The following is a 12,722-nucleotide window of genomic DNA, read 5'->3' as shown; positions in this document are numbered from 1 at the left end:
GATCCAGTATCGATTTAATTTTTAATTAAGTTCCACAAGCGACGCTTTAACAATGGCTGCTCAATCATGTCTTGTAAGCTTGCAATCTGCATATGCTGCGTCGTCGATATATGCGGCAAATACCCTAAGCTAAATATTTTTTTATCAACAGATAATGCATCGATAAAACCCTGTATAAATACTTGAGCACCTCTTCCATCTTGGAATTGTGCGAAATTAAATGGCCATTTTAAATCGTAAAACTGTGAACTCACACTACGCTGGATATTCACCCATAAGTTTTCTTGTTCTGTGGTGAGCGCTGTAGCATCTAGCAGAATAGTATGTGTTTTAGTGATCATCGCTTGAATTTCAAAAGCATCGATTACAAGCGGTTGACGCTCAACAACTTCATCTTGAGACTGTTTGTCATTTTCCACAAACTCTCGAGGAAGCTGCACACCGTCTGGATTACTTTTTAACTGAAGCGAAGAATCATCTTTATTTAGCTGTTCAGCTTGTGAAGCTGGTTTTGTGATGAACTGTTCTAATTGAGCTTGCGCAAATTCAGGAAAAGATACATCTGTTGGATGATTTTCTTCAACTTGATCGCGATATAAGGAAGGTTTGTAATGACGTGTTTGTGCCGTATTTTGTGGAATCCATATATCGATTCCCATCACAGCTAAGAGGCTTCTTTGATGCTCTAACATATTCACATTCATTACAGATGGACTGGCATGAGGGCTGGGTATTCTACCCACTTTTTTAATCTTTTACTGAACTTTTAATCCGCAAACAATCATAACTTAATTTCATTTCTGACGCATTAATATCCTTGCACCTTTTAAATTCAGAATGCATTGATAGCTAAACAATAATGACGCTATTTTTCTTATGCATTTGATCCACAATTTCATCACTTTCAAATCCAAGTCGCCAATATAATAATTCAAGTACATCTAACTCATCTTGTGTAATGATTCTATCATTCCATAAACATAATTCAGCAACACCCAAAATACTCAACCGATCTCTCAGCAACAATCCAGCAATATCATTAAGAATTTCACCTAAGTCGATAGGTTCATCTGAAATTTCTTCATAAAACTCAATTTCATCACGAGTTAAAATTCGTTCTAAGATTTGGGTTCTAACTTCAAGCTGATTAGCAGTATTTAACTGCTGAACATGTAATAACGCATCTATTAGCCTAACAATTTGCGGCTTAGCATCCTCAATTGAGGTTGGACGATGTATTGGCAATAAATCCAGTTGAGACTTCACCTTTTCAATCAGTAAAGCATCCAAAAGCCCAATTTCACCATCTTCTTGAATAATTTTAGCCAATTTAGTAATAAACTGACGCGCACTTGTAGCAGGCATATTTCCCAACTGCTTACATGCCTCATGAAAAATTTGAATATGCACTCGACCATCTATATTTAACAGTGAGTCGACAATTGCACGACTCACAGGCGCATCAGAAGGAATAAATTCACGGTACTGCCGAATCATTAAAATCGCAACCATCACTTCACGCGCACCAGTCGAAGTTTGCAAAGCCCTTTGAATGAGTTCTGGACGTTTCATCTGCTGTCTAACTTCACTATTTAAGGGTTTGATGGCATCCTTAATTGCAAAGCTGATCGGTGATAATCTTAATAATGGAAGTGGCTGTGGTGACATCCATGGATTATATTCTTCAGCAATAGATTCCTCTAAAGAACGCATTAAACTAAATAGTGGTTGATTGCGTAATTTTTGTAAATTTTCTAATTGAATATCCTCAAGTAAATTCGGATTTAATTCATATATACGATCTTGAATACAAGGTTGGATATTCAACCAACTTTGAGGACTAAGTGAGTTAGCAAAGCACATATGAGAAATAGCTTCAGAATATTCACTATGAATCTGTGATCCTGCGTGATGAACATAGATTCTTAATAAGGTTTGAATATTTGCATTACTACTCAATAATTGTCTTGTCATTGCATCGTTATACAATGTTCGACTACCCAAAGTAATATATTTCATCAGACGCGTAATAAAGACGCCTAAACTACCAATTAACCATATGACTCCACCGATCGCCACAAAAGTTGTTTCCAAACTATCTCTCAATTGATCCCGATTACGTCGAAATCCCTGCTTCGCGATTTTACTACCCCATTGACTAAAGGTAATTAACCCACTGTATAAAATTTTAAGACGAGTATTTTCTCGAGTTTCACCCGATAAAATTTTATGGAATTCATGACCCAACAATCCATAAAGCTCTAACTCATCGAGATTTTGTAGCGCCCCCCAAGTCAGAATAATCACAGTATCTTTGGGATGAAAACCCGCAGTCAGTGCATTAACCCCTATTTCATCGGGTAAGACATAGAGTGTAGGTGTATCAATTGAGAAACGATGTGCTAATTTTTCAGCAAGCCTAAGCGCTGTACTTTCTTCTGGAGTACTTTCAATAAAAGTGAGTTGTCGTGCTTTCAATTGTTTTGCGAGCGTATGACCACCAGAGCGGAAGACATAAAACTCATAAACGACAGAACCACCGATAATGCTAATCAATAGCACCATCATATATGGACTGAGAAAATGCCACCCAATGGACTCAGAAGGATCAATATAATGAACCAACAATCCGAGCGTCGTGTTTAAAATGATAATTGCGAGCACAATAACAATTAAACATACGCTTAATGACCACAGCATATTTTTGTTTTTAATTAAGTAACCACTCACATCTTTCAATGTAAAATTTCCTCATTACATTGTCTTGTGATCATAAATTAAAAAAGCGGGAAATACCCGCTTTTTCAAATAGAAAACTATAAATTAATTTTCTTTAATACCACTCAGATCAACTGAGGCTGCATCAATATTTAGATCGATATAACCATCTTTGATTTTCTTGGCAGAGTCATTACGCTTGCGCTCTAAACCATCGAGATACGACTCATCAATGTTACCCGCAACGTAAATACCGTCAAATACTGAGCAGTCAAAGTCAGTTAACTCAGGTACTTTTTTCGTACGAACAGCTTGCTTTAAATCTTCCAAATCTTGGAAAATCAAACGATCAGCACCAATCATTTCACGAATTTCTTCAACATCACGATTTGAAGCAATTAATTCGTTTTTAACTGGCATATCAATACCGTAGACATTCGGGTATTTCACCATTGGTGCAGCAGATGCAAAGAAAACTTTTTTAGCACCGGCGTCACGCGCCATTTGAATAATCTCATTACACGTTGTGCCACGCACAATTGAGTCATCTACAAGCAATACGTTCTTATCTTTAAACTCTAATTCAACTGGATTGAGCTTTTGACGTACAGACTTTTTACGCAACTGCTGACCCGGCATAATGAAGGTACGACCGATATAACGGTTTTTCATGAAACCTTCACGGAATTTCACACCGAGTGTATTGGCAAGTTCTAAAGCGGATGTACGCGAAGTATCTGGAATAGGAATGACAACATCAATGTCATGGTCCTCACTCCATTCACGCAGGATTTTCTGCGCCAACTTCTCACCCATTTTCAAACGTGCTTTGTATACCGAAATTCCATCAATGATGGCATCTGGACGAGCAAAATAAACATACTCAAAAATACATGGGCTATGGTGTGGGTTAGCCGCACATTGCTTCGTGAATAGATTACCCGCATCATCAATAAAAATTGCTTCACCTGGCATCACATCACGTTCAACTTTAAAACCAAGCGCTGTTAAAGCAACTGATTCGGAAGCAAGAATATATTCAACACCATCATCGGTATCACGCGATCCCAAAATTAAAGGTCGAATACCATTTGGATCACGGAAGCCAACTAAACCATGACCTGTGATCATCGCAACAACAGCATAACCACCTTTACAACGCTCATGCACACGAGTGACTACATGGAAAATATCATCCGCAGTCGGTGTAAGTTTGCCGCGTTTTTGTAATTCATGTGCAAAAACGTTTAATAACACTTCTGAATCTGAATCAGTATTCATGTGACGTAAATCTGTTTTAAACAGATCATCATGAATCTCGTCAGCATTGGTTAAATTACCATTGTGCGCTAAAGTAATACCATAAGGAGAGTTTACGTAAAATGGTTGTGCTTCAGCGCTACTCGATGAGCCAGCTGTTGGATATCGGACATGACCAATTCCGTAATTACCTAACAATGCACGCATATGACGTGTATGAAATACATCACGCACCATGCCATTGTCTTTTCTCAAAAAGAGACGACCATTATGGCATGTCACAATCCCTGCAGCATCTTGTCCACGATGTTGTAACATCGTTAATGCATCAAACAACATTTGGTTAACAGGTGATTTACCAGCTATACCAACAACTCCACACATAGCAACCTCGCAGACAAGCTAGGATTAATAAAAAGGATTATTCGTTGAATGAGATGACGAATCATCTTGTTCAGAAGATGATTGACGAGAAGAATCTGATGATTGATTCGACTCTTCTGATTTCATATGACTTAAAGCTTTTGACGCTGTCTCTTTGGTGTACTCAGTCGCTAAAGGCGCGTAAGGCAATAAAGTTTGAATAAACTTAGATTGTTTCCAATGTGGAGAGCTCTCTACAAATGAACCAATCCCTTGCATAGTAATGAGGACGATTAAGAGACCTTTCAAGGTGCCAAATGCACCACCTGCCAATCGATTTAATGGACCAAGCTTTAAGCTTTTCAGCAACCGATTTAATATTGCAGTGACGATCCAAGTCAAAACAACAATAATCAGAACAATAAAAGCAAATGCCGCTATTTTTTGAACCACAGGATCTTGACTGAGTGCGGACATTGAAGGCGCAATTTGACCCGCAAATTTTGCACCCATAATGAGTGCAAAAATCCATCCTACCAAGTTCGCAAAGGCTTTAACGAATCCTTGACGCAAACCGTTAAGCCCTCCAATGAGCAGAATAATCAGTATAAAGATATCGATGGTATTCATAGATTAGGTCATAGCTTGTACGCAATCTTTAATCAGTTTTGGCCCTGTATAAATTAGACCACTATAAATTTGAACCAATTGCGCACCCGATTGCTGTTTAGTCGCAGCTTGGTCACCACTAAGAATACCACCAACACCAATCAATGGGATTTGACCTTGAAGTAATTTTGAAAATGCAGATAGACATTGTGTACTTTTTTCAAATACAGGCGCACCAGATAAACCACCTGCTTCATCACCATGCACTAAATTTTCTACACCCTCACGTGACAAAGTCGTATTGGTCACAATCAGACCATCAATTTTAAATTGAATTAATTGAGATGCAATAAATTCAATATCTGACTCAGTTAAATCTGGGGCAACCTTTAATACCAGTGGAACATAGTGTTGATATTGTTCAGCAAGTTCAAGTTGACGATTTTTTAAAGTTTCAAGAAGTTCTGTTAATGCATGTCCACTTTGTAAACTACGTAAGTTCTTGGTATTCGGAGATGAAATATTAACAGTAATATAAGATGCATAATTATAAACTTTTTCTAAACAAATTAGATAATCAGTTACAGCATCTTCAACTGCTGTATCGGCGTTCTTACCGATATTGATGCCTAATACACCTTTATAATTTGCTGCTTTAACATTCTCAATCAGCTGATCTACACCATCATTATTAAAACCCATACGATTAATAATCGCTTGAGCCTCTGGAAGGCGGAATAAACGCGGTTGAGGATTACCAGACTGAGGTCGAGGGGTAATGGTTCCAATTTCGATAAAACCAAAACCTAAACTCGCAAGTGCATCAATATATGCACCATTTTTATCTAAACCTGCAGCCAAACCAACTGGGTTTGGAAATTGAATACCCATACAAGTCACTGGCTTTGGGTCTATTTTTTGACGCATTATGCCAAACTTATATGTCGATTTAAGCATTGATAATGTCAAATCATGTGCACGCTCAGGCGCCAATGAAAATAGAAATGGACGAGCAAGCGAATATAACATATCTCAAAAACTGCGGTTTTTTAAGTTGCCACATTATAGGCTGAGTATGCCCAAAACGCTATGCCTGTCATAGGTTTATTTTCACCACTTACTGTACTGATGCTGTTAATTTAATCGCAGCTCCAGACTTAATAAGTTCCAATTTTTCAACACTTAAACCCATTTGAACCAATTGGGTAAGAAAATTTGCGAGGATCGCGTAGTTTTCATGCTCAGCACTGATCATCAATTTATTATCGCTTGGTTGTGTGACCACAGATAATCCTGCTTGTTGTGCCACACGCTGAATTTTATCCGAAGGTGTTAGGCTTAAATCTGTTGAAGATTTCATTGTCACCACATTGGATTGCATCCACACCAATGTGTCTTTCAGTTCATTCAATCTTTTTTGCTGATTATCTGCTGCTTCATGCATTTTCCACAAAGCAGAACCAATCAATGCGACGACAACGATAATCGTTGCAGCGATGACAAGTACACGCTCACGTACACTCAATGACGATAAATAGTCATCAATCTTTTCAAATAATTGATCAAATTGATTTTGAAATTTTTCTAAAGTTTTCATTATTGTACTTTCACCAAACCAACGACCATTTTATCCTGAGTTTGCACATTCCCAAGTTCAGCTTTGAAGCCTTGCTGATTCATTTGCTGAATTAGATTTTGTAATTTTTCGGATGAGTCCGCCACCAAATCCATACTTAAACCAGATGCTTCATAAGAAACACGATTTGCGATAATTTGATGTTGCATTAAAATCGGACCTACACGGCTGATTAACTGTAAGACCTCAGTATTTGCAGGTTTACTCATCCGCAAATTACTTTCAAATTGGCTTCGCAAATTTTGCTCATTGAGACGACTATTGGGTCCAAACCAAGATTGATATTGCTCTACCGCAACCAAAGCCGTTTGATCAGATACTTTTTTTAACTTTACCCAACGCACTAAATCATAACTGAATTGCACTACAAGCAAGCCCACAAGCAGTGCTGCACATGCTTTCCAATAGCCTGAGATTCCACCCTCTGTGTTTTTTGCTTTAGGCAAAACATTGAATGGATGATTCTTTAATTTTTTTTCAGCTTTAAATACATAATTAAAGCTTTCCCGCTCATTTTGTTCCGTTGCATGAATCAAACTCATCATCTGATCATCATTTAACCGATTATGCAAAATATGTATAGGCTTTGGCAATAGATCCAAAAACAATGCTAAATCATCAATCGCAAAACCTTGATTTGATCCTGTTCTCGCCAATAAATGCCCATAAATATTGGCTAAAATAGTTTGCCCCTGTTCTGGCACTGGTAAGACCAAAAAATCGGGTAATAGCGCAACCACTTTCACCGGAATCAAGTTCAGAGCATGTTGCATTGTCTGGACTTGGTATTGACTGATCCCCATTACTGACAATTGATCTGGTGCCTCAAATTGAGTAAGCACTTTCATCTGATCAATGGAGTGAATGGTATATTCTTCAAGTAAATATTTAGCGCCTTCGCTTCCAATTTGCTTGAATTGCGCTTTGGGCATATTCTGTTCAATAATTTGTACATCATGGCTTGAAAAGAATACAACAGCTTCTTGTCCATGATACGGTTGAGTATCTTGAATTAACTCTTCTAGCGTTGTTGATGAATTCCAATTTTCACCATTTGACCAGAGCCAAACCCCATTCGACACTGGCATCCATAAATACAACATTAATTTTATTCTGCCGTTTTATTCATTAAACACTTATGGTTATTAAGCTGACGGTACAAAATGTTTTAATTTTGTGGAAAGTCCCGCAGCAATGACTGTCTGATCATAAATCCGCGCTTCAGCAAGTGCAAAAGGATTAAAAAATTCAGACGTAATAATTTCTTCAATATATGCCACAACATTCATATGACATACAACCACAATATTCTCAAAAGGTAGTTGAGATAACCACTCAACTGCAACTTTAGCATCATCGTCAGGTTTAATTTTATCACATACTAAAACTTCAACATTTGGAAAGAATAGCTGTATATGTTTTAAAGTTTCCTGCGCCCTGAGCAAAGTACTCACTACAAATATATCAGGTGCAACCATGTCTTTTAAAAAGTGTGCAGTTTGTTCAGCTTGAATATGACCCCGCTCGGTCAGTGGTCGTTTCGAGTCATTACCATTAATTGGTGGAGCGGCTTCACCATGACGAACTAAAGTGAGTTGCATTTGTTTTCCCTAAACCATGTGTCATCCATCATATCTAAACATTATGACAATGATGATAAACCATTCATTAATCTTAAACTTTATGATGCGGCAATACGAATTCAACATCACTTCGATGACCATTCTTCATCAAAGATAATGCAATATGTAATGGTGGTGCACCTTCATAAATCACTTCATAGAGTGCTGTGGTGATTGGCATATAGACATCAAGCTCTTTGGCTCTTGCATTCACTTGCACAATGGTATTAATCCCTTCAGCTGTTTGACCCAGTTCCGTCGTTGCCTGCTCTAAGGTTTTACCTGAACCTAAAGCAAATCCAACTTGATAATTTCGACTTAAGGGACTATTACACGTTGCGAATAAATCGCCAACACCAGACAAACCTAAGAATGTCAGTGGATTTGCACCTAGCTGTACAGCGAAGCGACTCATTTCCGCCAACGCACGTGTCAAAATCATGCTTTTGGTATTTTCGCCAACGTTATAAGCTGCAGCCATCCCCATTGCGACAGCATAGATATTTTTAAGTGCACCTCCAAGCTCCACGCCATGTACATCATCGCTTCCAAATACACGAAATAGTGCACTGTGTAATGCTTGTTGCACTGCATATCTCACCAATTCAGAATGGCTGGCAATCACTGTTCCAGCAGGCATTCCTGACATAATTTCTTTCGCTAGATTTGGGCCCGAAAGGACGCCATAAGGCACTTCTGGAAGCTCTTCACGAATAATATCACTCATGAAACTAAAGGTTTTAGCTTCAATCCCTTTTGTGAGTGATACAACTGCCTGAGCGGTGATAAAGGGCTTAATCTGTTTGAGTACATCTCGGAATGAATGGCTCGGAATAGCAACCAAAATAATGTCTCGATCTCGAACAGCTTTTTCAAGATTGGATTCTGCTTTTAATGCTGGCTCAAGGTTATAATCTGGCAAATATCTTGAATTTACATGTGTTCGATTTATTTCTTTCGCAATTTCCTCATCACGGATCCAAATCATGGTATCACAACCATTTCGTACTGCCGTATTCGCCATGGCTGTACCAAAACTACCACCACCAAGAATCGTAACGCGCAATGCTGTTTTATGATCAATTGCAACTGGCTCGACCAAATCTGAAAACTTTAATTCCGACATTCTTTTAAATCCTAAACATTCTTTTTCTAATCGTTAAATTTGCAATGTTGCAATTACGGCTGCCAAAAACTGACGAATGCATCTATTTCAATCTCAGCGCGTGGTGCAATCGCCTTAAAAGCAGTCCCTACATAAATGATACCTGAAATTAAATCATGCGTTTGTAGCCCAAGCTTTCTTTTAAATAGATCTGACTCCACAACAGCACCACTGCGCCACATGGTATTGAAACCCTGAGCTTGTAAACTGAGCAAAAGATTTTGTATTGCAGCGCCTGAACTTAAAGTTTGCTCAAAATATGGAACTTTCGCATGATCATGAAATCGTGTTACAGCGATAATCAGCATAGGTGCACGCATAGGATGATGACGTACGCGTTCAATTTGAATTGAATCAGTTTCACCAAGGTCTGCTACTGCTTCACTGAGTAAAACACCAAATGCTTCACGTTGCTCTCCTTTCACAACAATAAATTGCGTCGGTTTCAGACGATGATGATCGGGTGCGGTTAAAGCGGCTTTAAAAGCTAATTCTAATTGTTCTGCGTTAGGATGAGGTTCTACCAAATGACCAACGGATTGACGCTGATGAATATTGTCATGCACTACTTGAGAAAATTGATCTGACATTTGAAGACTAATCTTTAAACTAACACTATGTACTTAAGCTTAGCATAAACATTGAAAACTACTCTACAGTTATACTTATACACGAGGCATCCAGCATAATTACAATCAAACATAAATAAGGCATTTTACTTCAAAATCGATACAAAACATGCTTAATTCTTTGGAATTTAAGCCCTAGCATACATGACTGAGCTCCAAACTTAATATTGCAACGCTAGAGGAAAAATAAAATGAAAAAATTAATGACATTGGCTTCTGTAGCTACTGCAACAATTCTCCTGAGTGCTTGTGCATCAACACCTACTGAAACACTTGCTATTCAAAAACCAAACAATCAATATGAAGTGTCAGGATTAGGCAAAACCCAAGTTCTTGCAAAAAATAATGCAATTTCTGCCGCGAACAAAACTTGTGGTAAGAATTCTGCACCTGTCTTAATTGACGAAAAAACTGAATATAACGGCGCACTAAAAGGTGTTGTGGATGAACAGACTGGTAAACTCATTACTGCAGCTTCATCAGTTCTTGGCTCTGTTATTGGTACTAAAAATACAATCGAAAAAGACACTGACTATGAAACAACAATCACCTTCAGCTGTAATTCAACCCGCTAAAATTTCCTATAAAAAAGTCCCTTTGATGGGACTTTTTTTTATTGAGCAATTAGCAATAACCATCTAAACGTGTCAATGGAATCTTTTGACCAATCGCTTTTTCGATCTCAGGTAAATAAAAAGCATCATCTTCTGACAAGAAACTGATACTCACCCCTCTTGTTCCTGCTCGACCTGTACGACCTATACGGTGTACATAATCATCAGACTGCTCAGGCAGAGTAAAATTAATCACGTGTGACACACCATCCACATGAATACCTCGACCAGCCACATCTGTTGCGATCATAATGTTGTGTTTGCCATTTTTAAATTGATCCAACATCTTTAAACGTTTATCTTGCGCGATTTCACCAGATAACATCACTACCTTGTAACCATCATGCTTAAGATGATCATACAGCTTACGGACTTGATCACGGCGATTTGCAAATATCATGACTTTTTCAATTGGCTCATCACGCAATATTTCTTGAAGCAATTTGTATTTATCTGATTTCCCAACCACATAAACACGTTGCTCTACGTCAGCATTGGTTTTTTTCTCAGGCTCAATTTCGACAGTAACAGGTTCAAATAACCATTGTTGAGCAAGATTGAGTACATCATAACTAAACGTAGCAGAGAACATTAAGGTTTGACGTTGTTCTTTGCGTGGAGAGAATCGCACAATGCGTTTAACAGAAGGAATAAATCCCATATCCAGTAAACGATCTGCCTCATCAATGACTAAAAATTCAATTTGATCCAACCAAATTTCTTTTTGTTCAGTAAAATCAATCAAACGACCTGGTGTCGCGACAAGAATATCTACGAAATTTTCATCCAGTTGTTTTTTTTGCTTATCAAAATCTACGCCACCCACCAAAGTCACAACATTTAAGTCGGTAAATTTAGTCAGATCACGTGCATCGTTTTCAATTTGAATCGCAAGCTCTCGCGTTGGCGCCATAATTAAGGCACGGGGTTCACCACGATAACGCTGTGTTTGTATCGGATTGTTCAATAAATCATTAATAACACTAATTAAGAATGCTGCGGTTTTTCCTGTGCCTGTTTGTGCACGTCCAATTGCATCATGCCCTGCCAACGTATATTTCAATACTTTCTGTTGAATGGGGGTCATTTCATTAAACCCTAAAGCATCAATCGCTTGCTTAAGTTGCGGATGTAAATTAAGGGTTTCGAAACCTGATGACATATAAGGGGCTCTACAATCAATATTTGATAATGGTCTATAGTATAAACAAAAAACGCCCCAATTTATCAAAATTGGAGCGCAACCTAATTTTCAGTGAAAAGTAGGATTAGTCTAAAGGCTGAACTTCTTCAGCTTGAAAACCTTTTTGACCTTGCACAACGCTGAATTCTACGCGTTGACCGTCACGAAGTGAACGGTGGCCTTCACCTTGAATAGCACGGAAATGAACGAATACGTCATCACCGCCTGCGCGTTGAATAAAGCCAAAACCTTTAGTATCGTTAAACCACTTAACAACGCCTTGTTCGCGAGCTGTCATAAGTTAATCCTCAGTTGGTAAGAAAAGGGACCACCCGGTGTTGCAAACAGCAGAGCAAACAAATTTTAAAACATTTTTTATTTCAAAGCTTGTAATCATTCTGTAAAACTATTAACAAAATCCCGGTTATATCCATTATAAATAAGGCCTAGAGAACAAATTTCTCTACGCAATCCTTAAGTACGCATTGAGCTTAACATGGGTACAACACAATTAATAGAAAAATTTTAGCTAATTATCTAACTAAAACTTGTATATTAATCACACAAATTTAGTGCAAAAATTGCACTTTATTTGAACAGTTCATCTAAATCATTTAATTTTATTCTTAAGTCACACTTTTGCTAGAATAATGCCCAACTTTATTATTCAATCTCGTGTTTTACTATGTCTCAAGTGTTAATCGATGCGATGGGTAAACCTTGCCCTTTACCTTTACTGCTACTTAAGAAATCGATGAAACAAAATAGTGCACCTCAGCAATTTTTATTAAAAGCTTCAGATCCGAACAGTCAAATCGATATTCAACGTTATTGTCAGCTACATAAATTGACATGCGCATTTAAACAAGTTTCGGATTCTGAATTTCATTACGTGATTGAATCTTAGGTGTTTTCATCTAAAT

General features: G+C 37.9%; 14 protein-coding genes. 2 read left to right on the top strand and 12 right to left on the bottom strand.

The features are described from left to right. Positions 1–14 precede the first annotated feature (14 nt). From AC1M9B_RS01380 to AC1M9B_RS01335, 10 genes are all read right to left on the bottom strand, one after another. Positions 15–743 (bottom strand): hypothetical protein, encoded by a 729-nt coding sequence (locus tag AC1M9B_RS01380; RefSeq protein ID WP_481608365.1) that lies wholly within the window; start codon positions 741–743, stop codon positions 15–17. A gap of 106 nt (positions 744–849) precedes the next feature. Further along, positions 850–2,739, bottom strand: coding sequence for a M48 family metalloprotease (locus tag AC1M9B_RS01375; protein WP_481608364.1), 1,890 nt, complete (start codon positions 2,737–2,739; stop codon positions 850–852). An 84-nt stretch (positions 2,740–2,823) separates the two neighbouring features. Further along, positions 2,824–4,362, bottom strand: a complete 1,539-nt coding sequence (purF, locus tag AC1M9B_RS01370) for an amidophosphoribosyltransferase (protein WP_481591212.1) — start codon at positions 4,360–4,362, stop codon at positions 2,824–2,826. A gap of 24 nt (positions 4,363–4,386) precedes the next feature. Then, positions 4,387–4,971, bottom strand: coding sequence for a CvpA family protein (locus AC1M9B_RS01365; RefSeq protein ID WP_179998321.1), 585 nt, complete (start codon positions 4,969–4,971; stop codon positions 4,387–4,389). Between the two features lie 3 nt (positions 4,972–4,974). Next, positions 4,975–5,979: a quinone-dependent dihydroorotate dehydrogenase gene (locus tag AC1M9B_RS01360; RefSeq protein ID WP_481596875.1), complete on the bottom strand. Its 1,005-nt coding sequence runs from the start codon at positions 5,977–5,979 to the stop codon at positions 4,975–4,977. Positions 5,980–6,067: 88 nt separating this feature from the next. Continuing rightward, positions 6,068–6,547: a type II secretion system protein GspM gene (gene gspM / locus AC1M9B_RS01355; RefSeq protein WP_180027608.1), complete on the bottom strand. Its 480-nt coding sequence runs from the start codon at positions 6,545–6,547 to the stop codon at positions 6,068–6,070. Further along, positions 6,547–7,689 carry a type II secretion system protein GspL gene (gene gspL / locus AC1M9B_RS01350; protein ID WP_481608363.1) on the bottom strand — a complete coding sequence of 381 codons (1,143 nt, stop codon included), beginning with the start codon at positions 7,687–7,689 and terminating at the stop codon, positions 6,547–6,549. The genes gspM and gspL overlap by 1 nt, the downstream gene beginning before the upstream one ends. A gap of 42 nt (positions 7,690–7,731) precedes the next feature. Then, a complete protein-coding gene (locus tag AC1M9B_RS01345; RefSeq protein ID WP_092766142.1) occupies positions 7,732–8,187 on the bottom strand; it encodes a SixA phosphatase family protein in 456 nt (151 codons plus the stop codon). Between the two features lie 73 nt (positions 8,188–8,260). Further along, the gene (locus AC1M9B_RS01340) at positions 8,261–9,334 is read right to left on the bottom strand and encodes an NAD(P)H-dependent glycerol-3-phosphate dehydrogenase (protein ID WP_481588416.1); all 1,074 of its coding nucleotides are present in this window, start codon (positions 9,332–9,334) and stop codon (positions 8,261–8,263) included. A gap of 53 nt (positions 9,335–9,387) precedes the next feature. Continuing rightward, positions 9,388–9,963 carry a nitroreductase family protein gene (locus AC1M9B_RS01335; RefSeq protein ID WP_481608362.1) on the bottom strand — a complete coding sequence of 192 codons (576 nt, stop codon included), beginning with the start codon at positions 9,961–9,963 and terminating at the stop codon, positions 9,388–9,390. Positions 9,964–10,193: 230 nt separating this feature from the next. Here AC1M9B_RS01335 and AC1M9B_RS01330 point away from each other — a divergent pair, with 230 nt between their 5' ends. Continuing rightward, the gene (locus AC1M9B_RS01330; protein ID WP_481608361.1) at positions 10,194–10,577 is read left to right on the top strand and encodes a hypothetical protein; all 384 of its coding nucleotides are present in this window, start codon (positions 10,194–10,196) and stop codon (positions 10,575–10,577) included. A 49-nt stretch (positions 10,578–10,626) separates the two neighbouring features. On the opposite strand, the gene rhlB is transcribed toward AC1M9B_RS01330, so the two are convergent. After that, positions 10,627–11,778, bottom strand: coding sequence for an ATP-dependent RNA helicase RhlB (gene rhlB / locus AC1M9B_RS01325; RefSeq protein WP_035265921.1), 1,152 nt, complete (start codon positions 11,776–11,778; stop codon positions 10,627–10,629). A 106-nt stretch (positions 11,779–11,884) separates the two neighbouring features. Continuing rightward, positions 11,885–12,097, bottom strand: a complete 213-nt coding sequence (locus AC1M9B_RS01320; protein ID WP_004824348.1) for a cold-shock protein — start codon at positions 12,095–12,097, stop codon at positions 11,885–11,887. Positions 12,098–12,484: 387 nt separating this feature from the next. On the opposite strand from AC1M9B_RS01320, the gene AC1M9B_RS01315 reads away from it, so the two are divergent. Then, complete coding sequence (locus tag AC1M9B_RS01315; protein WP_035265917.1) at positions 12,485–12,706, top strand: sulfurtransferase TusA family protein; 222 nt, start codon at positions 12,485–12,487, stop codon at positions 12,704–12,706. The last annotated feature ends 16 nt before the right edge of the window (positions 12,707–12,722 follow it).

The sequence above is a fragment of the Acinetobacter sp. ANC_7513 genome, from assembly GCF_056779915.1.
The sequence above is the reverse complement of the archived record's forward strand: the minus strand, read 5'-3'. Positions and strand labels throughout refer to the sequence as shown.

Bases quoted from the DNA above. Each gene is read 5' to 3' on its own strand.
- purF (WP_481591212.1), bottom strand. From the start codon at position 4,362: ATGTGTGGAGTTGTTGGTATAGCTGGTAAATCACCTGTTAACCAAATG.
- gspL (WP_481608363.1), bottom strand. From the start codon at position 7,689: ATGTTGTATTTATGGATGCCAGTGTCGAATGGGGTTTGGCTCTGGTCA.
- AC1M9B_RS01365 (WP_179998321.1), bottom strand. From the start codon at position 4,971: ATGAATACCATCGATATCTTTATACTGATTATTCTGCTCATTGGAGGG.
- AC1M9B_RS01360 (WP_481596875.1), bottom strand. From the start codon at position 5,979: ATGTTATATTCGCTTGCTCGTCCATTTCTATTTTCATTGGCGCCTGAG.
- AC1M9B_RS01345 (WP_092766142.1), bottom strand. From the start codon at position 8,187: ATGCAACTCACTTTAGTTCGTCATGGTGAAGCCGCTCCACCAATTAAT.
- AC1M9B_RS01335 (WP_481608362.1), bottom strand. From the start codon at position 9,963: ATGTCAGATCAATTTTCTCAAGTAGTGCATGACAATATTCATCAGCGT.
- rhlB (WP_035265921.1), bottom strand. From the start codon at position 11,778: ATGTCATCAGGTTTCGAAACCCTTAATTTACATCCGCAACTTAAGCAA.
- AC1M9B_RS01330 (WP_481608361.1), top strand. From the start codon at position 10,194: ATGAAAAAATTAATGACATTGGCTTCTGTAGCTACTGCAACAATTCTC.
- AC1M9B_RS01315 (WP_035265917.1), top strand. From the start codon at position 12,485: ATGTCTCAAGTGTTAATCGATGCGATGGGTAAACCTTGCCCTTTACCT.
- AC1M9B_RS01320 (WP_004824348.1), bottom strand. From the start codon at position 12,097: ATGACAGCTCGCGAACAAGGCGTTGTTAAGTGGTTTAACGATACTAAA.
- AC1M9B_RS01340 (WP_481588416.1), bottom strand. From the start codon at position 9,334: ATGTCGGAATTAAAGTTTTCAGATTTGGTCGAGCCAGTTGCAATTGAT.
- gspM (WP_180027608.1), bottom strand. From the start codon at position 6,547: ATGAAAACTTTAGAAAAATTTCAAAATCAATTTGATCAATTATTTGAA.